Source organism: Komagataeibacter saccharivorans, from assembly GCF_003207825.1.
GTDB classification, from domain to species: Bacteria; Pseudomonadota; Alphaproteobacteria; order Acetobacterales; family Acetobacteraceae; genus Komagataeibacter; species Komagataeibacter saccharivorans.
The window spans coordinates 26,983-49,152 of record NZ_NKTY01000015.1 but is presented as its reverse complement, the minus strand read 5'-3'; the positions used below and the strand labels follow the sequence as shown (position 1 = coordinate 49,152).

Below are 22,170 nucleotides of genomic sequence, written 5' to 3'. Positions count from 1 at the left end.
CGCACCATAAAAATGATGTCGGAGGCTGGATCAGACCAGCCCCGTGAACAGGGAAGTGGACAGGTAGCGTTCGGCAAAGGAAGGCGCGATCGTCACGATCGTCTTGCCCCTGTTTTCCGGGCGGTTTGCAAGCTGCACAGCCGCATGCAGCGCCGCACCCGATGAAATGCCCACCGGCACGCCGTCAAGCCGCGCACAGCGCCGTGCCGCCGCGATGGCTTCGCGTTCCGAGACCGGCAGCACACCCGACAGCGCCGCCAGATCCAGTGTGCGGGGGCAGAACCCCGGCCCGATGCCCTGAATGCCATGGGGGCCGGGTTCATCACCATTGAGAATGGCGCTTTCCATCGGTTCGACACCATAGACCTCAATACCCGGCTTGCGGGCCTTCAGGCTGTGGGCAATGCCGCTGGCGGTGCCACCCGTGCCCAGCCCGGCCACCACGATATCGACTTCGCCTGCCGTATCGACCCAGATTTCCTCGGCCGTTGTCGCGGCATGCACGTCCGGATTGGCCGGATTGTCGAACTGCCGGGGCATCCACGCATTGGGCGTTTTTTTAAGGATTTCCTCAGCACGCGCGATGGCCCCCGCCATGCCAAGGCGCGAAGGGGTCAGTTCAAGCTGTGCATCAAGCAGGCGCAGCATCTTGCGCCGCTCGATCGAGGCCCCTTCCGGCATGGTCACGATCAGCCTGTACCCCCGCGCCGCCGCGACAAACGCCAGGGAAATGCCGGTATTGCCGGAAGTCGGTTCCACCAGCGTGGTCTTGCCCGGCTGGATTTCGCCCCGGCTTTCCGCATCCTCGATCATGGCGGCGCCGATGCGGTCCTTGACGGAACCAAGCGGATTGAAGAACTCCAGCTTCATCAGCACGCGGCTTTCCAGCCCGTCTTCACGGGTCAGATGCGGCAGCGCCACCAGTGGCGTCCCCCCCACCGTATCCACAATGGAATCGTAAACCTTGCCGCGTGGCGCCGCAAAACCATACGTGCGATCTGCTGGGGTGGTTTTTTTCATCCGGTATCACTCCTTGTTACGGAAATGGCCTATTCACGCATAAACTCTGACATAATCTACCATCCTCCCAAACAGAAGCGTGGATCAATCAGGCAATTACTGGTAAATGATGCGAACTGGTTTCCCAACCTATTCAAAGCAAGGCTGAACGATATGCTGCTCCGGCGCGACAGGACCATGATCGCAATTCTCATCATGCTGGATGTTGCCTTTCACGCCGGGCGCAATGGCACCATCAGTGCAGCCGACATTGCCGAACGCGCGGGTCTGGCCCGGCGTGGCATCGAACCCCTGCTTCAGGCATTATCCCGTTCCGGGCTGCTGGAAAGCGTGCGTGGCCCGCGCGGGGGCTACAGGCTGGGCCGCCCCCGCCGCGATATCCTGATGGCGGATATCCTGTCGGTCATCACGGCGGACGACAACACGGATGACGGCCCGATCGGTGGCCTGTTCCAGAAGGTTGTCGAGCCGTGCTGGCAGGAATTCGACGCCATGATTGATGAGAAATGTCGCAAGATCAGTCTGGATGATCTGGTGCGCCGGGCGGAACACGCCGGCATGCGCCGCTCGCTGCCCGAACCGATCACCTTCTCGATCTGAAACCGGCCTGACTGGCCAGCTCTCCCGTCAGGGGAAAACCCGGCCCCTTATCGGGGCCGGGGTGGATCATTTGGCGCCGGCGACAACCGGGGCCGTGACCGTTGCGGTCACGTCCATATATTCACGCGGTTCCTTTTCGCTACGGATCAGGACGACGCGGAATTTGTCCTGACCGGTGTAGGACGTGTTGGCCGTATACGTCACATAAGTGTGATCGTTGTAATTGTAGATGAAGGCCTTGCCATGCTCCGGCGCGGGTGACACCCCGAAGGAGGCATAGGCATGACCGGCTGATGCCCGCGTCTCGATGGCGCAGTAGCCATCATCGCTGCGCACCTGCATGGTGGCCGTACGGGTGTTGGAACCGGCCGCCACGGGGGCGCCGACATCACACTGCCCCGACAGCTTCATGTAATTGTAGGGATTGGGAGGCCCGCCGAGGTTAACGGCCGGTTTGTTGTCACATCCGGCGAGCAGAATGCCCGTCGTCATCATGATTGCAGACAGTCGCAGTCGCACTCGTCAGCTCCGCTGTATTTGATTTTTCACCCGTTATCAGGACAGTTTGCCCGCGCCGCCCCGCTTCATGGATCGGCACAACGGCAAACCGCTTTGGCATACGCTGTAGAACAACGCATCCCCGCGGGAAAGACCCGTTGGTCCTTTGCGCAGGCGGACAAGCCCTGCCCGTGTGGCATACCCGTCCCCGAAGCCGCTGTCATCCCATGGAACAGGCATGACGCAGCTTTTTGAAGGGGCGGCCCTGACTCTCCCTTTTGGCGACTGAATGTTTGCGCTATAGACCTGATCGGATTTCATTCCTGCCGGAATTTGCGGGGCACGTGCATCCCCGTTGGCAACTGCCCCAATATCTGGAGAACCCATCCTGATGTCCATGTCGATCTGGCGCGCTGGCGCTGCTGCCCTTGCCCTGACAGGGCTGGTTAATGGCGGGCAGGCACTGGCTGCCGGCCCCTGCTCCCCCTCCCCCGCGCATGAGGCGTTTGACGTGCAGGGGCTGAAAAGCGAACTAATGGTCACGGCCCTGTCATGCGGCGCGCAGGACAAATACAATAGCTTCGTGGTCAAGTTCCGTGGCAAGCTGACGAATGAGGAACATGTCCTCAACGGCTATTTCCACACCACCTATGGCCGCAATGCCCAGCGCCAGCATGATGACTACATCACGCAGCTTGCGAATGTGCAGTCCGAGCGCGGCCTGAAGTCCGGCACGGCGTTCTGCCAGCAGCGCCTGTCCATGTTCGATGAGGTGCTGGTGCTCGACAGTGCCGCCGACCTGTCCAACTACGCGCAGGCGAAGGACATTCTCCAGCCCGCGTCCTACCTGACCTGCACCGCGCCCGACCGCCCGGCCCGTCCGGCCGCCGCCGCCAGCAGCAGCCGCAGCCGTGCCCCGGCGCGCCACACCGTGCGTAGCTGATCCACGGGTTACGGACAGGATAAAAGAAAATAAGGCCGGGCCAGCGTCCGGCCTTTTTCATGCCCGCAAGTGCGGGCATAGTGCCCGGGCGTCAGGCGTTCCCGCTTGACAGGACGTGACCCGACAGAACAAAGAACGCTTCATGAACGACGATCTTTTTTCCACGCCTGACAGCCCCCGCAAGCCCGCCCGACGCAAGAGCGCGCCCGCCGCCATGCCCGAAAACGCAAAAAACGGCCCCGATACCTACGACGCCAGCGCCATCGAAGTGCTGGAGGGGCTGGAACCAGTGCGTCGCCGTCCGGGCATGTATATCGGTGGCACGGATGAAACCGCGTACCATCACCTCGCCTCCGAAATCCTCGATAACGCGATGGATGAAGCCGTGGCAGGCCATGCCACCACCATCGATGTCTCGCTGGAAGAAAATGACTGCCTGACCATCCGTGATAACGGACGCGGCATACCGGTTGACCCGCACCCGCGTTTTCCCGACCGTTCGGCGCTGGAAGTGATCCTGACCACGCTGCATGCGGGCGGCAAGTTTTCGGGCAAGGCCTATGCCACATCTGGCGGCCTGCACGGAGTCGGCTCATCGGTCGTCAATGCGCTGGCATCCCGCATGGAAGTGGAAATCGCGCGTGATCGCGCCCTGTGGCGGCAGGTCTATGAACGCGGGCACCCGTTAAGCGGCGTGGAAAAGATCGGCCCCGTCAACAACCGCCGTGGCACGCAGATACGCTTTACCCCTGATCCGCAGATATTTGGTCGGCTGCATTTCTCACCGGGGCGGCTGTACCGACTCTGCCGTTCCAAGGCCTTCCTGTTCCGTGGGGTCACGATCCGCTGGTCGTGCGATCCGGCGCTGATCAAGGGGGATGACGTTCCGGCGGAAGCCGTGCTGCATTTTCCCGGCGGACTGGCCGACAGCCTGCGCGACGAACTGGGGGAAAAGGCGGCCCTGCTGACCGATCTGTGGTCGGGCGATGCCGATCTGCCCACCGCCGCCGACGGCACCGCCACCGGCCGGCTGGAATGGGCTGTGGCCTTTGTGGAACAGGGACCGGCAACCCTTGCCTCCTACTGCAATACCATTCCCACGCCCAATGGCGGCACGCATGAAACCGGCTTCCGTAACGCGCTGCTCAAGGGCCTGCGCAACTGGGGCGAACAGCGGGCCAACAAGCGTGCGGCCAGCATCAACGCCGATGATATCATGGGCTGCATCGCGGCCAAGCTGTCGGTCTTCATCCGTGACCCGCAGTTTCAGGGCCAGACCAAGGAAAAGCTGACCAGCAGCGAGGCCAGCAAGCTGGTTGAGACGGCCCTGCGCGACCGGTTCGACCACTGGCTGGCGGGCAACCCGCCGCAGGCCGATAACCTGCTGGCCTTCGTGGTGGAACGGGCGGAAGAACGCCTGCGCCGCAAGGAACAGAAGGAAACCCCGCGCAAAAGTGCGACCCGCCGCCTGCGCCTGCCCGGCAAGCTGACCGACTGCACGCGCGAAAACGCGGCGGAGACGGAAATCTTCCTTGTCGAGGGGGATTCCGCGGGCGGGTCCGCCAAGCAGGCACGCAACCGCGAAACACAGGCGGTCCTGCCGCTGCGTGGCAAGATTCTGAACGTGGCCAGCGCATCGACCGAGAAGCTGCGCGGCAATCAGGAACTGCGTGACCTTGTGGAAGCACTGGGCTGTGGCATGGGCGAAAGCTTCGATGCCAGCAGGCTGCGCTATGGCCGCATCATCATCATGACCGATGCCGATGTGGACGGCGCGCATATCGCCTCCCTGCTCATGACCTTCTTCTACCGCGAACTGCCGGGGCTGATCCGCAACGGGCATCTGTATCTGGCGCAGCCGCCGCTGTACCGGCTGACACAGGGCGGCAAGAGCGTCTACGCCATGGACGACGCCGACCGTGAGCGGAAAATGAAGAAGGATTTCAAACCCAATGCGAAGGTTGAGGTCTCCCGCTTCAAGGGGCTGGGCGAAATGCCGCCCGGCGACCTGAAACAGACGACGATGGACCCGAAGCACCGCACGCTGCTCAAGGTCATTACCCCGCCCGAGGACAGGGCCTTTACCCTTGAACGGGTCGAGCACCTGATGGGCCGCAAGGCGGAACTGCGCTTCCGTTTCATTCAGGACCATGCCCGTCAGGTCGACAACCTCGACGTCTAAACAAAAAAGGCCCGGCTCCCCTGAAGGAACCGGGCCTTTTTTCATTCCTGTCGCCCTGTCAGCCCGCGCCGGTCAGCGGGGCGACAACATGAGGCTCCACCGTGGCCACGGTCGCCATGGGATGCAGCAGGCCGGTCACGGCGGGATCGAACACCCGCAGGAACGAACCCGGATGCACGCCCATCCACAGCGTCACCACCGCCAGCGGCACAAGCACGGCCAGTTCCTGCCCCGTCAGGTCACGCAGCAGGGCAACCACCCCGCCCCGGTCCGCCCCGAACAGCACGCGCCGATACAGGACCAGCATATAGACCGCGCCGAGGATCATGCTGGTGCCGCCAAGGAAGGCCAGCCAGAAGGAGACATGCAACGCACCGACCATGACCAGGAATTCGCCAACGAAGGCCCCGGTCCCCGGCAGGCCGATATTGGCCATGACGAACAGCATGGCCAGCGTCGCCAGCACCGGCATCTTGTGCGCGACACCGGAAAAGGCGCTGATTTCACGCGTTTCCGTACGCCACGACACGGCAGATACACAGAAGAACAGGGCCGCGATCACGATGCCATGTGACAGCATCTGGAAAATCGCCCCGTCGATCCCCTCTGGCGTAAGGGTAAACAGGCCGATGGCGATCACCCCCATATGGGAAAAGGACGAATAGGCGATCACGCGCTTCATGTCCGTCTGGGCCAGTGCGATCATGGCGGCATAGATCACCGCAATCACCCCCAGCGTCAGCACCAGCGGCGCGAACAGACGTGCCGCATCGGGGAACATCAGCACACCGAAACGCAGCAGTCCGTATGCCCCTGCCTTTGACAGCACGCCGGACAGCATGACGGAAGCAGGCGTAGGCGCTTCGGTATACGCATCGGGCAGCCACGCATGCAGCGGGAACAGCGGCAGCTTGACGCCGAAAGCGATGATGAAGCCCGCAAGCAGCCAGCACTGCATGGCATGGCCGAAACCATGATGCTGAAGGGCGACGATATCGGTCGTCCCCGTCGCGTTCCACATGGCCAGCAACGCCAGCAGCATGAACAGCGAACCGCCAAACGTGAACAGGAAGAACTGCAACGAAGCCCAGACCCGGCGCGGGCCGCCCCATATCCCGATCATGAGGCTGGCAGGCAACAGCGTCGCTTCATAGAAAACGTAGAACAGCACCAGATCGAGGGCCGAGAACAGGCCGATCAGCGTGGTTTCCAGCAGCAGCATGGCGATCATGTAATCACGCACGCGCCCCGTCACCTGCCGCCACCCACCGATGATGGAAAGCGGCGTCAGGAACGCGGAAAGCAGCACGAACATGAGGCTGATGCCATCAAGCCCGGCATGGTAGGATATACCCGCGCCACTGGCCCAGCCGATCTGCTGTTCGAACTGCATGCCGGGCCGCGTGGGATCAAATTCCGCCCACATGATGACAGCCAGCGCGAACACGATGCCACTGGTCCATAGCGCCACCCATCGGGCGGCGGTCTCGACCGTCTGGGTTGAGCCGCGTGTGAGCAATATGGCCACCACCCCGGCAAGAGGCAGGTAGGTAACTAGGGACAGCAGGATCGGATGCACATTCGGTCTCACATCATCCATGGATAATGGCCGACCCTAGAAGCGTTCCCGATCAGGAATCCAGTAGCCCCCCGCTCACATTATGCCGAGGCGGCCCCGCACCGTCCCTGTCACCGGCCCCGCGGCCCGTCCGTTCTCAACGTTCCGCTGCTGGCTAGCGACGGCCGAACATCCGCTCCAGATCGGCCTTTTCCAGCTTCAGCCAGGTTGGCCGCCCATGGGAACAGGTGCCTGAACGCGGCGTGCGTTCCATGTCCCGCAGCAGGGCGTTCATTTCCTCGTGTGTCAGCTTGCGACCGGCCCTGACGCTGCCATGGCAGGCCATGCGGGCGATGATCGCATCCATCCGCGCATCCAGCGCATCGGCCTGTGCGGGGGTGGACAGGTCGTCCGCCTCCAGCTCCTCCGCCAGATCGCGCAGCATGGCCGCCGGATTTTCCTTCTCCAGCAATGCGGGCATGGTACGGACCAGAACGGCGGTGCCCCCAAAAGGTTCGATTTCGATTCCCAGCCGCGCAAGGGCAGGTACGAACCCCAGCAGCACATCGACCTGACGGGCAGGCAGATCCACCACTTCGGGCAGAAGCAGGCGCTGGGCACGGATTTCGCCCCCCATATACTGCTGGCGCAGGATTTCATGGGTCAGGCGTTCATGGGCGGCATGCTGGTCCACCAGCACAAGCGCGCCATCGGCTGTCTGGGACAGGATATAGGTGCCCAGAACCTGCGCCATGGCAGCGCCCAGCGGATAATCCATCGCCGCCACGCTGTCCGCACGGGTTTGCGCATCTTCCGCAATTACCTTGCGCGCGGATGGCAGGGCGGCAAGCGGCAGCGACGATTCGGCAAATCCCGCAGGGGATGGGACCGGAGACGGGACAGCGACATCCCCAGACTGATCGGGTGGCATGGCCAGCCGGGTCGAAACCGCCGCCGCATCCGCACTGCGTTCGGGCGGATACCAGATCCGCGATGAAGAAGGCCCGCGTGACTGGATCAGGTCGGGCCGTACCCCCGCAACACCCGCACCAGTGCCCAGCGCGCGCCCCAGTGAGCCGATCACCAGCGCCCGCACAGCAGCCGAGTCGGCGTAGCGGAGTTCCGTCTTGGCGGGATGTACGTTCACATCCACCTGCTCTGGCGGGATTTCAAGCGACAGGGCCACAACCGCGTGCCGCCCGTGTTCCATCACGTTGCGATAGGCCACCCGCACCGCCGTGCGCAGCACCGGATCAACGACGGGTCGCCCGTTGACCAGCAGCATCTGCCCGTTTGCCGTGGCGCGATGGACCGATGGTGCGCAGATATAGCCGCGCAGCTTCAGTTCGCCGCGCTCGCCTTCCACCGGCAGCAGTCCGTCGGCCTGACCGGCTTCAAGAATGGCGGCCACGCGGGCGGGCATGTCCTGCGCGGGCAGGTCCAGTATCACGCGCTGATCGAATTCCAGCCGGAACGCGATATGGGGTGCCGACAGGGCCAGACGCCGCACCACGTTTTCCGCATGCCCGGATTCGACGCGGGGGCTTTTAAGGAATTTTCGCCGCGCAGGCGTGGCAAAGAACATGTCTTCCACCAGCACACGCGTACCGGGTGGCCCCGCACAGGGTTGCGGTTCCCCCACAACGCCGCCTTCCACCCGGATCGACCATGCCGAATCGCTGCCAGCCGGTCTGGACGTGACCGTAAGCCGGGCCGCCGCCCCGATGGATGGCAGTGCCTCCCCCCGGAAACCGAGGGTGGAGATACGCACCAGCGTTTCATCACGCAGCTTGGACGTGCAGTGCCGCTCAACCGCCAGACGCAGGTCGTCCGGCGCCATGCCGCATCCGTCATCCGTAACTTCGATCCGGTCGATTCCACCACTATCAAGCCGGATATGGATGCGCCGCGCACCGGAGTCGATGGCGTTTTCAACCAGTTCCTTCAGCGCCGCCGCCGGGCGTTCGATCACTTCGCCCGCCGCGATGCGATTGACCACCTGTTCCGACAGGCGACGGATCACCGGCGGCGTGTTCGCATGTGACGTATTCATATCGGGAACCGGGTTTCAGCAGCCATCAGGTCACGCCCGACCCCTGCTGGTCGGGACAGCATCTTATTTGGTGGGACCGCTTACCGTTGGGGTCGCGCCCTGCGTCAGGTTGCGGCCAAGGGCCGAATCTTCACGCAGGCGGGCATTTTCGGCCTTGCCATTCACAAGGTTGCCTGCCCCGCCGCCATGCCAGAACATGAGCTTGTCGACAAAGCTGGTATCGGCACGACCCATTTCCCCCTGATCGGCCTCGTTCGCGGCATGCTGCGCGGCACCCACAAGGGCGGTCTGGCCTGCGCTGTCCGTGCCATCCGCACCCTGAAGGGCCACGTTGGGGGACAGGGTTTCCAGCGCCTGCATGCGTGGATTGGTATCTTCCGCACGCTGGACGGCATTGCTGTTGGGCGCGCCCAGTTCATCGGAAGGCGGCATCGACAGCGGCGCGCGCGTCGTGACCGTATATTCATCGGGCAGGGTCCGCTCCAGCCCGAAGGCGCGCGAGACATCAGCGCCCGTGCAGCCCGAAAGCATGAAGCCACTCGATACGAGCAATGCACAGGAAAGGGGTCTGAGAGCAGGAATCGCCATATCTCGCCTATTACCGTTAGTGGAACGGTTCGGCAAGCACATGCAGGCCGCTCCAGCCCCTAGTTTGCACTGCGGTCGCGCAGGTTGTCGATGATCAGGATGGCCACCCCGCAATCAATCATGGCATCGGCGATATTGAACACCGGCCATGACCAGCCAAAAGCATGGGCATGGATGAAATCGACCACCGCACCGAAGCGCAGCCGGTCGATCACGTTGCCAATGGCGCCCCCCATGATCATGCCCAGCGCGACGGCCACCCACCGCCGCGGCGTGCGGGCCAGCCAGACGCCAAGCCCCGCCACGATCAGCAGGGCCGCGACCGAAAAGATCACGCGCCCCGCCGCCCCGGCGCCGCCCAGCATGCCGAACGTGATGGCGTGATTCCACACCATGGTCAGGTTCAGCACCGGCAGCAGGGGCACGCTTTCCCGCGCGGGCAGGTCATAGATATCCAGTATCCAGAACTTGCTGGCCTGATCGGCGGCCAGTGCGCCCAGCAGGCAGGCGGCACCCACAACGCGGTTGTTCATCGCGCCTACGCCTTGCCCTGCACCACATCGACACAGCGCAGGCACAGTTCGGGATGGCTCTCGTCCTGACCGACTTCTTCCAGCACCTTCCAGCAGCGCGCACATTTATGGCCTTCCGCCACGCTGATGGTGGGAATACCGTGCGGCGTGCCTTCCTGTGCTTCGTCCTGACCCAGATAGATCGAACCCGCACCGGCAATGATGCTGACTTCCGCCTGCGACACGATGGTCAGTTCGGCCCAGTCCACGCCTTCGAACTGCGCGGCTTCCGCCTCGGACAGCGGCAGCTCAAGGGCTGCCTGAAGGGAGGACTTGACCATCCCGCCGCGCCGCGCGCTCTCGATTTCGGTGGTGATGATGCGGCGCACCCCACGCAGCATCGCCCAGCGGTCGCCCAGCGCGGGATCGTTCCACTCGGTCGGCATGTCCACGAAGGACTGCAGATGCACGCTTTCGGTATTACCCGGACGGGCCAGCCAGGCTTCTTCCGCCGTGAAGACCAGAACGGGGGCAAGCCATGTGCACAGGCAGCGATGCAGGTGGTCCAGCACCGTACGCGCCGCACGGCGCTTCAGGCTGGAGCGGCCATCGCAGTAGATGGTATCCTTGCGCACGTCGAAATAGAAGGCGGACAGGTCGGCTGCACAGAAACCGTGCAGCGCGGGATAGACGCCCACCCATTCATGCGTTTCCACCGCTCGGGCCACAAGACCGCCCAGTTCGGACATGCGGTGCAGGACCCAGCGTTCCAGTTCCGGCAGTTCGGCATAGGGCACGCGCTCGGCTTCGGTAAAGCCGTCCAGCGCACCCAGCAGCCAGCGCAGCGTGTTGCGCAGGCGGCGGTACAGCTCACCCTGCTGCTTTAGGATTTCCTTGCCGATACGCAGGTCTTCATTCGTGTCCGAGTTCATGACCCACAGGCGCAGGATATCCGCCCCCATGCTGTCATTCACGTCCTGCGGGGCGATGACATTGCCCAGAGACTTGGACATCTTGCGGCCCTGCTCATCAAGCACGAAGCCGTTCGTCACCAGCGCCCGGTAGGGGGCGACGCCGCGCGTGCCGACACTTTCGAGCAGGGAGGACTGGAACCACCCGCGATGCTGGTCCGAACCTTCCAGATACAGGTCGGCAGGGAACTTCATGTCGCCATGGCCCAGCACGAAGGCATGGGTCGAACCGCTTTCGAACCACACGTCAACGATATCGAACACCTGTTCGTAATCGTCGGGGTTGCGGCCATCGCCAAGGAAGCGTGAAGCGGGGGAACTGTACCACGCATCCGCCCCTTCGGCGCGGAAGGCCGCGACGATACGCGCCATGACATCTGCATCGCGCAGGACCTCACCCGTCCGTTTTTCCACGAACACGGCAATCGGCACGCCCCAGGCGCGCTGGCGGCTGATGCACCAGTCCGGGCGGCCCGCCACCATGGATGTCAGGCGGTTGCGCGCCTGCGCGGGCACGAACGTCACCTTGTCCAGCGCTGCAAGCGCACGGTCGCGCAGGTGGCCTTCGCCATCCATGCGGATAAACCACTGCGGGGTGGCGCGATAGATGATCGGCGCACGCGAACGCCATGAATGCGGGTAGGAATGGACCAGTGTGGCCCGTGCCACCAGACCGCACGGCGCGGTGCCATCCGTTACGGCGCGCTGCATGGCTTCCGCCAGCGCCTGACATACAGGCTCAGCCGCCTTGAACACATGACCACCCGCAAACAGCGGCACCCAGTCAGCATAGCGGCCATCATCCATCACCAGTTCGGTGATTTCCAGCCCATGGGCACGGCCAAGGTTGAAGTCGTCCTCGCCATGCGCGGGGGCGGTGTGGACAAGGCCCGTGCCCGCTTCGGTTGTGACATGCTCGCCAGGCAGCAGCGGCACATCGAAATCATAACCCTGACCCCGCAGCGGATGGGCGCAGACAGCCCCTTCCAGCGCGCTGCCCGGCAGGGTGTACAGCACATGATGGGCGGTAACGCCCGCAGCCTCACAGAAGGGACCGATCAGGTCTTCAGCCACCAGCACGCGGGCTTCGGGTTCCAGCATCGCGCCCTCGCCCACGCCATCGACGCGGACCACGGCATAGGTGATGTCCGGCCCATAGGCGATGGCGCGGTTGGCGGGGATGGTCCACGGCGTGGTGGTCCAGATCACCGCCGCCACGTCCTGAAGCGCGTGGGCGGGCGTGGGATCGGTTACGAAGGGGAAAGCCACATGGATGGCTGTGGATTCATGATCGCGGTATTCGATCTCGGCTTCGGCCAGCGCGGTTTTTTCAACCGGGCTCCACATGACCGGGCGCAGACCACGGTACAGCAGGCCGTTGAGCAGGAATTTGCCGATTTCACCCGCAATCGCCGCCTCGGATGAAAAATCCATGGTGGCGTAGCGGTTCGCCCATTCCGCCTGCACGCCCAGCCTGCGGAATTCGCTGGCCTGCGTATCCAGCCATTTCTGGGCATAGGCACGACATTCGGCACGGAACTGCAGGACCGGCACAGAATCCTTGTCCTGCCCGCGCTTGCGGTATTCTTCCTCGATCTTCCATTCAATCGGCAGGCCGTGACAGTCCCAGCCCGGCACGTAGTGTATGCCGTATCCCGCCATGCGGTGGGCACGGTTGATCACGTCCTTGAGGATCTTGTTCAGCGCGTGGCCGATGTGCAGGTGGCCGTTGGCGTAGGGTGGCCCGTCATGCAGCATGAACACGTCACGCCCCTGCGCCTGGGCGAAGAGCGTTTCATCCAGCTTCCCGCTTTCCCATCCGTTCAGAATCTCCGGCTCCCGCTTGGGCAGGTTGCCCCGCATGGGGAAGGAAGTGGTCGGCAGGAAGACCGTCTCCCGGTAGATATCCTGTGGTTTTGACTCGGACATGGCCTGTTCTGTTCTTCTGGCAAGGGGAAGCATACGGGACCGCTACCGGCCCGCGCGCAGGGCAACCTTATGGGGACCGCAAAGGCGGGTGGTCAAGTTCTGGACACAATGGTGCCGAACTGGTGGGCCGACAGGTAGGCTGTCGCCTGTTCCGAATCCCGCGCGATCTGTTCTTTCAGGGCGTCCAGCCCGTCAAAGCGGCGTTCGGCGCGCAGCAGCGTATGCAGCGCAACCGACAGCGTCTGCCCATACAGATCGCCCGAGAAGCCCAGCAGATGGACTTCCAGCCTGCTTTCCTGCCCGTCATTGATGGTGGGGCGGCGACCGATATTGGCGACACCGGGGCATACCGTGCCATCGGCCATGCGCACGCTGACGGCATAGACCCCGCGCGCGGGTTCCAGATGACGGCCCAGGGCTATGTTGGCCGTGGGAAAGCCCAGCAGCCGACCGCGCTTGTCCCCATGCTGGACCACGCCGCGAATCGACCACGGGCGGCCCAGCTCCTCCGCCGCGCGTTCGGGGTAACCATCCTGCAGCAGCCTGCGGATACGGCTGGAGGAATAAGGCCCCAGCGCATCGGCCAGCGGCGGGGCCACGGTCAGGCCGATGCCCAGTTCCTCGGTCTGTTCGGTCAGGAAATCGACATTGCCCCGCCTGCGGTGACCAAACGCAAAGTCGGTGCCGCATGCGATATGGGTCAGGCCAAGGCTTTCGTGCAGCACACGGGTCACGAAGCTTTCCGCGCTCATCGCGCTGAAGGTCTGGTCGAACGGGATCTGGAATACGTGTTTTACGCCAAGCGCGGACAGGGCGGCGAAACGTTCCTGCGGCAGGGTCAGCCGGAAGGGCGGGTCCTGCGGGCGGAACAGTTCGCGCGGATGCGGCTCGAACGTCACAACCGCCAGTTCCCGATCGGGACGGGCCGCATGCAGCGTATGAAGCAGGTGGGCGTGCCCCAGATGGACCCCGTCAAAATTGCCCAGTGCCGCGACGGCGCCCCGCGCGGCATCGGGAATATTGCGCCAGTCCGTATGCAGATGCGCCTTCATACCGCCTCCGGATGCGGCAGTCCGAAGCGGGCGGCCACCTCCGCCAGCGTCACGGCGACCGGATGGGTGGTTCCGGGCCGGGTTCCGTCCTCGGGCCGGGCGATCTGGCAGGTGCGCAAGCCAGCGCTGGCGGCGGCATCCAGTTCGGCCACCACATCGGACAGGAACAGGACATCACCCGCATTCCACCGCGCATCATCCACAATGCGGCGATAGCTTTCCGCATCGCGCTTGCCGCCCATCTGCAGGTCGTAAAAACCCACGAACACGCTGCTCAGGTCGCCTTCGGTGGTATGACCATAGATCAGCTTCTGCGCCGCGACGGAACCGGAGGAATAGACCGCCAGCGCCAGCCCTGCCGCCGCCCAGCAGCGCAGGGCTGGCACCACATCGGGATACAGCGTGGCCTTGAGCGCGCCATCGGCATAACCCTGCGCCCAGACCATGCCCTGCAATGCCTTGAGCGGCGCGACCTTCGCATCCGCATCCATCCATGCCTCAAGCTGGCGCAGGGGGGCCACGCCGGGGGCCAGACGGGCGATTTCTGCTATCTGCGCCTGAACGGTGGGGTCATCGCCATGACTGCGCAGCAGTTCAGGCAGCGCCTTGCGCGCATAGGGAAACAGGATGTCATGGACGAAGGAAACCGGTATGGTCGTTCCCTCAATATCCAGCAGCACCGCACGGACGGGCGGCTGCGTGGCCTGGGTCACGTTCTCATCTCCCTCAATACGGTTCAGGCTTCGGGGCTGAAGCTGGCCGCGATGTCACTTCCGGTATACTGGGCAATCCAGCCATCGGTATTGGTAAAAATCCGCAGGGTCACGAAATCGGGCGTGGTCCCGCCGTCAAACCAGTGCGGCGTGCCCGCCGGGACCGAAATCAGGTCACGCGCCGTGCAGCACACATTATAGACACGGTCATTCACGTGCAGAATGAAATTCCCCTGACCATGCACGAAGAAACGGACTTCGTCCTCGCTATGGACATGTTCCGACAGGAACTTCCTGCGCGCCTGCGCCCAGCCTTCGGTATCGGGACCAACGCGCAGCACATCGGCCGAACCGGCCCCCGTTTCCCCCATCAACTGGTCAAGATAGGGCCGATAGGCGGCAAGCACCTCGGCTTCCGGCGCATCGCGCGGCGGAACGACGGGGCTGTCCCACCGTTCGAAGCGCACGCCGATGGCTGCAAGCTCGCCTGCAATCCGCGCGGGATCGGTCAGGTGGATGATGGCGGTACCGGGATTGTTATCGGCATAGACATCGAGGACGCTCATCCGAATTTCCTCTTTTCCAGTTCACAGGCCAGCAGGAACTCCAGCCCCTCAAGGCGCGCAAGGGCGGTGTCCATGTCCGCCCCCCACACATAGACCCCATGCCCGCGAATGATATAGCCCGCGCGCATGCCATCAAGATGCGGGGCCACGACGCGGGAGAGGCGGGCAATATCCTGATCGTTGTCGAATATGGGGACATGCACGCGGGCATCATGCGTCGTCTGCCCGGCAAAGACCTTCTGGACTTCGTAACCTTCAAGCACCAGCGCGTCACCGCCCAGCATCGACAGCACGGTAGAGGCGACGGAATGCCCATGCAGCACGGCACCGGCTTGCGGGTCATGGGCATAAATCTGGCAATGCAGCAGGGTTTCGGCACTGGGACGGTCACCTGCGTTGAGAGGTACCCCCGCCATGTCCACCGCGATCACCCCATCGGCCCCCAGCAGCCCCTTGTGGCCGCCGGAACGGGTGATGGCCAGATTGCCATCGGGCAGGCGGATGCTGATATTGCCCGCGGTGGCCGGAACCCAGCCATGGCGGTCCATGCGCTGGCCCGCGGCAATAATCCCCTCTACCGCCCGACAGTAAGCGCCTGCGGGAAACACTGCTTTATCCATTAGACCCTTCATCCACGCGCCGTGTCATGCACGGACGCGGCCCCTGTCATTTCGCGTTATTGGCGGAACGCTGCGGGCTTTCGGTAAAGGAGGCGTCCGTTTCCTTGCCCGGTCCCTGGATGTGGCCCGTCGGAACCGGGGCATCCGGCGCGTCATCAGCCATGTTTTTCTTGAACGACTTGATCCCGCGCGCCATGTCGCCCATGAGCGAACTGATCTTGCCGCCGCCGCCGAACAGTACCAGCACCACGGCCAGCACGATCAGCCAATGTCCCCAGCTCAAGCTACCCATTGCATTCCCCAATCCGCGTCCATGACGCAAAATGCCGTTTTCCGCCCGCCATCCGATACGGCAGGCGACCTGCCCTTACTCCGCCTATGTGAGGGGACGCCCCATGATATGCAAGCACCCATGTCGGCCCGTTCAACCCGTCGGCAGGATAAATCCATATGCAGGATAGACGGTTTTACCCATATCGTGAATGGGGGACCACCAAACCTTCACCCGCGACCAGTCATTGCGCCCCGATACATCGACCACCGGTTCACCGTGGCCGATTCGGCCCGGCACCCAGTTGGCCTGATCCACCAGCACTTCCCGCGGGCCGCGAACCGCGCGCACGACCGACACATGCCCCGCAGGCAGCCGGCCCGTCGAACGGAACACCAGCACGGCGCCGGGCGCGGGCGCACTGCCGCGTGGATAACGGCCCCGCGCCTGTCCCCACCATGACGCCGCATCCCCGCTAAGCTGGACATGCGTGATCTCACGCGCATAGGGCGCGCACTGCACCGCCCCGTGCCATCCCCCGCCCGCGCAGGCCGCAAGCGACAGCAGCAGGCCACCCGCCACCGCCCGCGCCAGCACGGCCTTCATGCCGACCTCATGCGCATGATCCTGTCCTCCGCCTCACTCACATCCATATCAAGGGCCTGCCGCGCGGTATCGCGGGCAAACCCCGCCCGCGCCATGGCGTCCATCGCACGCCGGTAGCGCTGCGCGGCTTCATCTTCATCCGCATCGGGGCGCAGGAATGGCCCGGCGCGACGCTTGCGCACGAATACCAGCGCCGCCGCCAGTTCCGTCTCGCGTCCTTCCCCGTCGCGCGCGCCCAGCGCTTCCTCCATCGCCTGCCCTGCCGTGGCCTCATCCACGCCGCGCGCGCCCAGATGGGCCGCGACCATGCGGCGCGATCGTCCGGCACGGGCAAGGGAACGGGCACGGAATTCGGAAAAACGGGCATCATCCACCGCGCCCAGCCCTTCCATGTCGGCAACGATGCCCGGGATCAGCTCACGGGCGGGCATGACGGCCTGGCTGGCCGCATCCACTTCCATGCCACTGGCGATGGCGCGACGGACCCAGCGGTCCACATGCCGCACGAGTGTCTGTTCCACAGCGGCCCGCGTGGCGGAAAAGCGCGCCAGATATGCCAGCGCGACCGCGCGCAGCACGGCGCCATCCGGGGCGGGCGGAAGCGGGCGGGGAGCGGAACGGGAAGAACGGGCCACCATAACCGGCACTGTGCCACAATCCGGCCGTCCCCGCCCATACCCGGCAGGCTGGCGGATGGCAGCCATGGCGCAAACACAGGGGAAAACGGGGTTAAGGTTGCATTTCGCCCCCGTGGCCCATATTCTCTTGCGCTTCCGGGTCAAAATGCGCAGCCGGATGCCGTGCGAATCGCATCCGCGCATGATCTGGAAAATCGGGAAAGAAATATGCCCACCCCCTCGGCGGTGGGCCGTTTTCGTTTCTGAACCCGCCATCCTTTTTCTTTGAACCGAAGTTGCAAGGCCAATCCATGATTCCCGCCCTGATGCCAAACTACAATCGCGCCGACCTCGCTTTCGAGCGCGGCGAAGGTGCCTGGCTGTACACGGTGGACGGACGACGATTCCTGGACTTCGGATCGGGCATAGCCACATCCTCGGTCGGTCATAACAACCCGCATCTGGTGGACGCGATCACGCAGCAGGCGCAGCGCGTCATGCACGTGTCCAACCTGTACCGCGTGCCGCAGGCCGAACGGCTGGCCGCGCGGCTTGTCGCCAACAGCTTTGCGGACACCGCCTTCTTCTGCAATTCCGGCGCGGAAGCCAATGAAGGCATGATCAAGATGATCCGCCGCGCGCAGGCCAAGTCCGGCCACCCCGAGCGCACGCGCATCATCTGCTTCAATGGCGCATTCCACGGGCGCACGCTTGCGACACTGTCGGCCACGGGCAATCCCAAATACCTTGACGGCTTCGGCCCGCGGGTCGAGGGCTTCGATCATGTGCCGCTGAACAACATGAACGCCGTGCGTGACGTCATTACGGCGGAAACCGCAGGCATCATGGTCGAGCCGGTGCAGGGCGAAAGCGGCATCAATGCCGCCACCCCGCGCTTCATGCAGGAACTGCGGGCGGCATGTGATGAATACGGCCTGTTTCTGGGCGTGGATGAAGTCCAGTCCGGCATGGGCCGCAGCGGGCGTCTGTTCGCCTATGAATGGTCGGACATCACGCCCGATATCCTGTCCACCGCCAAGGGCATCGCCGGGGGCTTCCCCATGGGGGCGGTGCTTACGACCGAAACCATTGCAAGGCACATGACGCCGGGCAGCCATGGCACCACGTTTGGCGGCAGCCCGCTGGCATGCGCCGCCGCCAATGCGGTGCTGGACATCCTGCTTGCGCCCGGCTTCCTTGCGGACGTGCGTGACCGGGCGGCGCAGCTTGACGCGGGCTTTGACCGGCTGGTGGCCACCCATCCTGACATCTTTACCGGGCGGCGCGGGCTTGGCCTGCTGATCGGCCTGAAATGCAAGGCCGATGTGGCCACCGTGCAGAATGCCGCCCTTGCGGAAGGCATGCTGAGCGTCACGGCTGGCGACAACGTGCTGCGCATGCTGCCCCCCCTGACCGTAACCGAAGCCGACTGCACGGACGCGCTGTCCATGCTGGACCGGGCCGCGCAGCGCGTGCGTGCCCATCTGGCCGCGACGGCCAAGCCGGAGAATGTGGCATGAACGCGCTTCAGTCACCCGATACCCTGATCCCCCGCCATTTCCTTGACCTCAAGGATCTGGACGCCTCCACCCTGCGCACCATTCTGGATGTGGCCGTGGGCATCAAGCGCATGCAGCATAAGCGCGCGCGCCCGCTGCACCCCGCCCTGCCCCTGCGTGGGCGGGCACTCGGGCTCATGCTGTCCAAGCCATCCACCCGGACGCGCGTGTCGTTTGAAGTCGGCATGCAGCAGCTTGGCGGCAACGTGATCCTGCTTGCGCCATCGGACATGCAGTTGGGCCGGGGGGAAAGCATTGCCGATACCGCCCGCGTGCTGTCGCGTTTTGTCGACGCCATCGTGCTGCGCACCGGCAAGACGGAAAACCTGCGCCAGCTTGCGCGGTGGAGCAGCGTGCCGGTCATCAACGGCCTGACGCCGGATTCGCATCCGGTACAGATCATGGCCGACATCATGACGTTCGAGGAGCATCGCGGCCCGATCACCGGCCGCACGCTGGCCTGGGTCGGCGATGGCAACAATGTCGCCACATCCTTTATCGAGGCGGCGGCCCTGTTCGGCTACCGCCTGCGTCTGGCCACGCCCCCGACCCACGCACCCAGCCCCGCGGCCGTGGCATGGGCACGCAGCAAGGGGGCGGATATCACGGTCACGACCGACCCCGTGGCCGCCGTGGCGGGTGCGGATGCGATCATTACCGATACATGGGTCAGCATGTCCGACAAGGCGTCCGACCAGCGGCTGAATGCGTTCGAACCCTACCGTGTTGATGCAGCGCTTATGGCGCATGCCTCCCCCGACGCCCTTTTCCTGCACTGCCTGCCTGCCCATATCGGGGAAGAGGTGACGGAAAGCGTGTTTGAAGGCCCGCATTCCGTTGTGTTTGACGAGGCCGAGAACCGTCTGCACGCGCAAAAGGGCATTCTTGTCTGGGCGCTGTGTGGCGAGGACTGGCAGCAATATGGAAAGGAGCCCACGGCATGACCGGACCGGCTGAACAGCCCGCCCTGCCGACCGCGACCGAAGATACGCCGGAAGTTCCCGGCTGGGCGGAAAAGAGCGTGCGCGACATCTTTGCCGCCCTGCCCGTTACCGATACCCGCCTTGATGCGATACGCGATGGCTATCTCGACTGCCTTGCGGGCGCGGGACGCACGCAGGATCTGGACATGGAACATGACCGCTGCCGCCTGCGCGCGATCGCCGCGATAGGTGAGAACGGTCTGCTGCCCGCAGCGCAGGTCAAGGACCTCGACCAGCGCCTTGCGGCGCTGGAGGCGGACATTACCGCCAATCTGTGATTATTCCGCGCCCGTCACGCGGGCGCGCTGCCGCGGGTTTCTGCCATGACTTCCAATATCTCCTCTCCCGCCTTTCTGGATTCCAGCCGTCCTGACACGCCCGATCTGGTCGTGCCGCAGGGCGTCGTGCCATTCTATCTGGACCAGCGCCCCGTTCGCGGCCGCCTTGTCCGGCCCGGCGTGCTGACCGATACCCTGCTGACGCGCCACGACAATCCCGATGCCGTGCTGCAACTGGCGGGGGAAGCCCTTGCGCTGGTGGCGGCGCTTGCCTCCTCGCTGAAATTCCAGGGTTCCTTCTCCCTTCAGGCCAAGGGCGATGGCCCGGTCAGCCTGCTGGTGGCTGACTGCACGGATTCGGGCGCGCTGCGTTTTCACGCCCGTTCCGATGATGAACAGGTGGCTGCACTGCTCAGGACCAACCCGAACCCCACGGCGGGTGAATTGCTGGGCAAGGGCTATATCGCCTTCAGTGTCGATCAGGGACCGGACACCGACATCCATCAGGGTATCGTCGAAATGACGGGCGAAAGCCTGTCCGACATGGCGACGCATTACTTCGCTACCAGCGAACAGCATGCCTGCTGGGTCCGGCTGTTCTGTGGAAAGACCGAACAGGGCTGGCGCGCGGGTGCGCTGGTGATGGAAAAGATCGCCACGGCCGGTGGCATCGAAACCACCCTCAGCGCCGAACAGGGCGATGATGCGTGGGAAACCGCCACAACGCTGGCCACGACGCTGAGCGCGCGTGAAGTGCTGGATGACCGGCTTTCATCCGCCGACCTGCTGTATCGCCTGTTCCATGCGGAAGGGCTGATCGTGGGGCAGCCCCGAGCCCTTGCGTTTGGCTGCCGCTGCTCCCGCGCGCGGCTGTCGGGTCTTCTGGAAACATTCTCGCTGGATGATCTGGACCATATGGCGAAGGAAGGAACGATCAGCATGAACTGTTCTTTCTGCAATCACAGTTTCCATTTCCAGCGCGACGAGATCAGCGGCAAGGTGGCCTGAAAAGCCACCTGCCCCTTTGCGCCCGGCGCGGATCGTGGCACGGTCATACCCCTGATCTACCGACCGCGCCGCACGCGCCAGCCGTCATCGGGATATATTTCATGCGACCGAACCGTTCGCCGCTTTCGCTCCTTCCGTTACGCCGCAGCCTGCGTATCGCGCTGGCGGCCAGCCTGCCCCTTATGGCCCTGTCCGCCTGCGACCATGCGGACAGCCGCCCCACCACCACCTTTGCCCCGCCACAGTTCAGCAGTCAGCCGCCGCTGCATCTGAATGTCGCCTCCATCTCCATCGTGGACCGGGGACAGCCGGGCATAGTGCCGGGCGACCTGTCGGCGCGCGCGCCCTTTCCGCCGGACCAGTCGCTGCGGCAGATGGCGCATGACAGGCTGATTGCCTCGGGCAGCGGGGGACAGGGCGTGCTGACGATCGACCGGGCCTCCATCCTGCACCAGCCCGGCGGCCTGCTGGACGGGCAACTGAACGTGCATCTGGATGTAACCTCCGCCGATGGGCGCAGCACGGGCTATGCCGTGGCGCAGGTCACGCGGACCTATGACCCGAAAACGAAAAGCGGCAATACCGACACGCCGGAAAACCTGAATGCCCTGACCGACATGATGTTGCAGGACATGAGCGTGGAACTGGAAAACCAGATCCGCAACAATCTGGGCAACTGGCTGGTCACGCCACCGGTGCCCGGCAGCGTCGCGGCCCAGCCGCTGGATGGTGCGGAAACAGCCACCCCCGCCGCACCGGTTTCTGGCGCGGTCGCACCCTACAGTAATTCCGTAACACTGGGCGGCGGACCGACGGACAGCACTCCGTCTTCCGCTACCACCACAACAACCCAGACGACAGCAAAACCCGTCCCTAGGGGAGATGACGGGCCGGATGCCATCTTCCCCGCGGGCTATCCGTCCGACGATACGGGTTCAACCACACAGACGACCAAAGGCAGCCAGCTCCGTTCGCCCCCGCCGGGCACGCTGACCCTGCCGGGCAGTACCACATCCGGCACAGCCAACTGACATCATACAGAC

The 22,170-nt window shown here is 64.1% G+C and carries 22 protein-coding genes; 8 read left to right on the top strand and 14 right to left on the bottom strand.

All coding sequences use genetic code 11. From position 1 onward, the window contains the following. Positions 1-30 precede the first annotated feature (30 nt). Positions 31-1,020: a cysteine synthase A gene (cysK, locus tag CFR79_RS09860; protein WP_102325626.1), complete on the bottom strand. Its 990-nt coding sequence runs from the start codon at positions 1,018-1,020 to the stop codon at positions 31-33. A gap of 153 nt (positions 1,021-1,173) precedes the next feature. Here cysK and CFR79_RS09855 point away from each other — a divergent pair, with 153 nt between their 5' ends. Then, a complete protein-coding gene (locus tag CFR79_RS09855; RefSeq protein WP_102325697.1) occupies positions 1,174-1,620 on the top strand; it encodes an RrF2 family transcriptional regulator in 447 nt (148 codons plus the stop codon). Positions 1,621-1,686: 66 nt separating this feature from the next. On the opposite strand, the gene CFR79_RS09850 is transcribed toward CFR79_RS09855, so the two are convergent. Continuing rightward, positions 1,687-2,115, bottom strand: a complete 429-nt coding sequence (locus CFR79_RS09850; RefSeq protein WP_102325625.1) for a hypothetical protein — start codon at positions 2,113-2,115, stop codon at positions 1,687-1,689. A gap of 394 nt (positions 2,116-2,509) precedes the next feature. On the opposite strand from CFR79_RS09850, the gene CFR79_RS09845 reads away from it, so the two are divergent. Further along, complete coding sequence (locus CFR79_RS09845) at positions 2,510-3,061, top strand: hypothetical protein (RefSeq protein ID WP_110547794.1); 552 nt, start codon at positions 2,510-2,512, stop codon at positions 3,059-3,061. A 142-nt stretch (positions 3,062-3,203) separates the two neighbouring features. After that, positions 3,204-5,243, top strand: a complete 2,040-nt coding sequence (parE, locus tag CFR79_RS09840) for a DNA topoisomerase IV subunit B (RefSeq protein WP_102325624.1) — start codon at positions 3,204-3,206, stop codon at positions 5,241-5,243. 58 nt (positions 5,244-5,301) lie between these two features. Here the strand turns inward: parE and CFR79_RS09835 are convergent, their stop codons facing one another. From CFR79_RS09835 to CFR79_RS09780, 12 genes are all read right to left on the bottom strand, one after another. Next, on the bottom strand, positions 5,302-6,843 hold the full coding sequence (locus tag CFR79_RS09835; protein WP_102325623.1) for an NADH-quinone oxidoreductase subunit M: 1,542 nt from the start codon (positions 6,841-6,843) through the stop codon (positions 5,302-5,304). A 133-nt stretch (positions 6,844-6,976) separates the two neighbouring features. Next, entirely contained in the window at positions 6,977-8,854 is a 1,878-nt protein-coding gene (gene mutL / locus CFR79_RS09830; RefSeq protein ID WP_110547793.1) for a DNA mismatch repair endonuclease MutL, read from the bottom strand. Between the two features lie 63 nt (positions 8,855-8,917). After that, positions 8,918-9,406, bottom strand: coding sequence for a DUF3035 domain-containing protein (locus tag CFR79_RS09825; RefSeq protein WP_102325621.1), 489 nt, complete (start codon positions 9,404-9,406; stop codon positions 8,918-8,920). Between the two features lie 95 nt (positions 9,407-9,501). Next, positions 9,502-9,975: a signal peptidase II gene (gene lspA, locus CFR79_RS09820; protein WP_110547792.1), complete on the bottom strand. Its 474-nt coding sequence runs from the start codon at positions 9,973-9,975 to the stop codon at positions 9,502-9,504. 5 nt (positions 9,976-9,980) lie between these two features. Then, positions 9,981-12,854, bottom strand: coding sequence for an isoleucine--tRNA ligase (gene ileS / locus CFR79_RS09815; RefSeq protein ID WP_102325619.1), 2,874 nt, complete (start codon positions 12,852-12,854; stop codon positions 9,981-9,983). A gap of 92 nt (positions 12,855-12,946) precedes the next feature. After that, on the bottom strand, positions 12,947-13,906 hold the full coding sequence (locus tag CFR79_RS09810; protein ID WP_110547791.1) for a bifunctional riboflavin kinase/FAD synthetase: 960 nt from the start codon (positions 13,904-13,906) through the stop codon (positions 12,947-12,949). Continuing rightward, a complete protein-coding gene (gene mtnC / locus CFR79_RS09805; RefSeq protein WP_102325617.1) occupies positions 13,903-14,619 on the bottom strand; it encodes an acireductone synthase in 717 nt (238 codons plus the stop codon). The genes CFR79_RS09810 and mtnC overlap by 4 nt, the downstream gene beginning before the upstream one ends. 23 nt (positions 14,620-14,642) lie before the next feature. Further along, positions 14,643-15,185, bottom strand: coding sequence for a 1,2-dihydroxy-3-keto-5-methylthiopentene dioxygenase (locus tag CFR79_RS09800; protein ID WP_102325616.1), 543 nt, complete (start codon positions 15,183-15,185; stop codon positions 14,643-14,645). Beyond that, positions 15,182-15,805 carry a methylthioribulose 1-phosphate dehydratase gene (locus CFR79_RS09795; RefSeq protein WP_174234100.1) on the bottom strand — a complete coding sequence of 208 codons (624 nt, stop codon included), beginning with the start codon at positions 15,803-15,805 and terminating at the stop codon, positions 15,182-15,184. Before CFR79_RS09795 ends, CFR79_RS09800 begins: the two co-directional genes overlap by 4 nt. 46 nt (positions 15,806-15,851) lie before the next feature. After that, positions 15,852-16,097, bottom strand: a complete 246-nt coding sequence (locus CFR79_RS09790; protein WP_162900433.1) for a twin-arginine translocase TatA/TatE family subunit — start codon at positions 16,095-16,097, stop codon at positions 15,852-15,854. 132 nt (positions 16,098-16,229) lie between these two features. Next, positions 16,230-16,682: a CHAP domain-containing protein gene (locus CFR79_RS09785; RefSeq protein WP_102325613.1), complete on the bottom strand. Its 453-nt coding sequence runs from the start codon at positions 16,680-16,682 to the stop codon at positions 16,230-16,232. Next, on the bottom strand, positions 16,679-17,320 hold the full coding sequence (locus CFR79_RS09780) for a regulatory protein RecX (RefSeq protein WP_110547789.1): 642 nt from the start codon (positions 17,318-17,320) through the stop codon (positions 16,679-16,681). The genes CFR79_RS09785 and CFR79_RS09780 overlap by 4 nt, the downstream gene beginning before the upstream one ends. A gap of 290 nt (positions 17,321-17,610) precedes the next feature. Here CFR79_RS09780 and CFR79_RS09775 point away from each other — a divergent pair, with 290 nt between their 5' ends. The 5 genes from CFR79_RS09775 (at position 17,611) to CFR79_RS09755 (ending at position 22,158) form a co-directional block, all read left to right on the top strand. After that, a complete protein-coding gene (locus CFR79_RS09775) occupies positions 17,611-18,819 on the top strand; it encodes an aspartate aminotransferase family protein (protein WP_110547788.1) in 1,209 nt (402 codons plus the stop codon). Then, a complete protein-coding gene (argF, locus tag CFR79_RS09770; RefSeq protein ID WP_110547787.1) occupies positions 18,816-19,802 on the top strand; it encodes an ornithine carbamoyltransferase in 987 nt (328 codons plus the stop codon). The genes CFR79_RS09775 and argF overlap by 4 nt, the downstream gene beginning before the upstream one ends. Beyond that, entirely contained in the window at positions 19,799-20,119 is a 321-nt protein-coding gene (locus CFR79_RS09765) for a hypothetical protein (RefSeq protein WP_110547786.1), read from the top strand. Before argF ends, CFR79_RS09765 begins: the two co-directional genes overlap by 4 nt. Before the next feature lie 45 nt (positions 20,120-20,164). Next, complete coding sequence (hslO, locus tag CFR79_RS09760; RefSeq protein ID WP_181417414.1) at positions 20,165-21,127, top strand: Hsp33 family molecular chaperone HslO; 963 nt, start codon at positions 20,165-20,167, stop codon at positions 21,125-21,127. A 101-nt stretch (positions 21,128-21,228) separates the two neighbouring features. Further along, positions 21,229-22,158, top strand: a complete 930-nt coding sequence (locus CFR79_RS09755; protein ID WP_110547784.1) for a hypothetical protein — start codon at positions 21,229-21,231, stop codon at positions 22,156-22,158. Positions 22,159-22,170: the final 12 nt, after the last annotated feature.

What these genes read in the sequence shown, in the direction of transcription:
- cysK (WP_102325626.1), bottom strand. Translation starts at nt 1,020, where the DNA reads ATGAAAAAAACCACCCCAGCAGATCGCACGTATGGTTTTGCGGCGCCA.
- CFR79_RS09855 (WP_102325697.1), top strand. Translation starts at nt 1,174, where the DNA reads ATGCTGCTCCGGCGCGACAGGACCATGATCGCAATTCTCATCATGCTG.
- CFR79_RS09850 (WP_102325625.1), bottom strand. Translation starts at nt 2,115, where the DNA reads ATGATGACGACGGGCATTCTGCTCGCCGGATGTGACAACAAACCGGCC.
- CFR79_RS09845 (WP_110547794.1), top strand. Translation starts at nt 2,510, where the DNA reads ATGTCCATGTCGATCTGGCGCGCTGGCGCTGCTGCCCTTGCCCTGACA.
- parE (WP_102325624.1), top strand. Translation starts at nt 3,204, where the DNA reads ATGAACGACGATCTTTTTTCCACGCCTGACAGCCCCCGCAAGCCCGCC.
- CFR79_RS09835 (WP_102325623.1), bottom strand. Translation starts at nt 6,843, where the DNA reads ATGGATGATGTGAGACCGAATGTGCATCCGATCCTGCTGTCCCTAGTT.
- mutL (WP_110547793.1), bottom strand. Translation starts at nt 8,854, where the DNA reads ATGAATACGTCACATGCGAACACGCCGCCGGTGATCCGTCGCCTGTCG.
- lspA (WP_110547792.1), bottom strand. Translation starts at nt 9,975, where the DNA reads ATGAACAACCGCGTTGTGGGTGCCGCCTGCCTGCTGGGCGCACTGGCC.
- ileS (WP_102325619.1), bottom strand. Translation starts at nt 12,854, where the DNA reads ATGTCCGAGTCAAAACCACAGGATATCTACCGGGAGACGGTCTTCCTG.
- CFR79_RS09810 (WP_110547791.1), bottom strand. Translation starts at nt 13,906, where the DNA reads ATGAAGGCGCATCTGCATACGGACTGGCGCAATATTCCCGATGCCGCG.
- CFR79_RS09800 (WP_102325616.1), bottom strand. Translation starts at nt 15,185, where the DNA reads ATGAGCGTCCTCGATGTCTATGCCGATAACAATCCCGGTACCGCCATC.
- CFR79_RS09795 (WP_174234100.1), bottom strand. Translation starts at nt 15,805, where the DNA reads ATGGATAAAGCAGTGTTTCCCGCAGGCGCTTACTGTCGGGCGGTAGAG.
- CFR79_RS09790 (WP_162900433.1), bottom strand. Translation starts at nt 16,097, where the DNA reads ATGGGTAGCTTGAGCTGGGGACATTGGCTGATCGTGCTGGCCGTGGTG.
- CFR79_RS09785 (WP_102325613.1), bottom strand. Translation starts at nt 16,682, where the DNA reads ATGAAGGCCGTGCTGGCGCGGGCGGTGGCGGGTGGCCTGCTGCTGTCG.
- CFR79_RS09780 (WP_110547789.1), bottom strand. Translation starts at nt 17,320, where the DNA reads ATGGTGGCCCGTTCTTCCCGTTCCGCTCCCCGCCCGCTTCCGCCCGCC.
- CFR79_RS09775 (WP_110547788.1), top strand. Translation starts at nt 17,611, where the DNA reads ATGATTCCCGCCCTGATGCCAAACTACAATCGCGCCGACCTCGCTTTC.
- argF (WP_110547787.1), top strand. Translation starts at nt 18,816, where the DNA reads ATGAACGCGCTTCAGTCACCCGATACCCTGATCCCCCGCCATTTCCTT.
- CFR79_RS09765 (WP_110547786.1), top strand. Translation starts at nt 19,799, where the DNA reads ATGACCGGACCGGCTGAACAGCCCGCCCTGCCGACCGCGACCGAAGAT.
- hslO (WP_181417414.1), top strand. Translation starts at nt 20,165, where the DNA reads ATGACTTCCAATATCTCCTCTCCCGCCTTTCTGGATTCCAGCCGTCCT.
- CFR79_RS09755 (WP_110547784.1), top strand. Translation starts at nt 21,229, where the DNA reads ATGCGACCGAACCGTTCGCCGCTTTCGCTCCTTCCGTTACGCCGCAGC.